The sequence below is a fragment of the Pelomicrobium sp. G1 genome, from assembly GCF_051905455.1.
Lineage (GTDB): Bacteria > Pseudomonadota > Gammaproteobacteria > Burkholderiales > UBA6910 > Pelomicrobium.
The window spans coordinates 1-236 of record NZ_JBQACR010000612.1; the positions used below are offsets into that span (position 1 = coordinate 1).

At 66.9% G+C, this 236-nt stretch carries 1 protein-coding gene; it reads right to left on the reverse strand.

The features are described 5' to 3' along the window. Positions 1-236: ATP-binding cassette domain-containing protein (locus tag ACTFO6_RS19840; RefSeq protein WP_439936002.1), on the reverse strand; the 236-nt coding region annotated here is incomplete at both ends.

Below are 236 nucleotides of genomic sequence, written 5' to 3' on the forward strand. Positions count from 1 at the left end.
GGGCCAGCCGCTGCTTCCATCCGCCCGAAAAGGTGCCGGCGAGCTGGCGGCTGCACTGCGCGAGCCCCAGGTCCTCCAGGGCCCGGTCCACGGCAGCGCGGCGGTTCGCCATCCCGTACATGCGGGCGACGAAGTACAGGTTTTCCCGGATGGTGAGGTCTTCGTAGAGGCTGAAACGCTGGGTCATATACCCCACGTGGCGCTTGATCTCGGCGGTCTGGCGCAGCACGTCATAG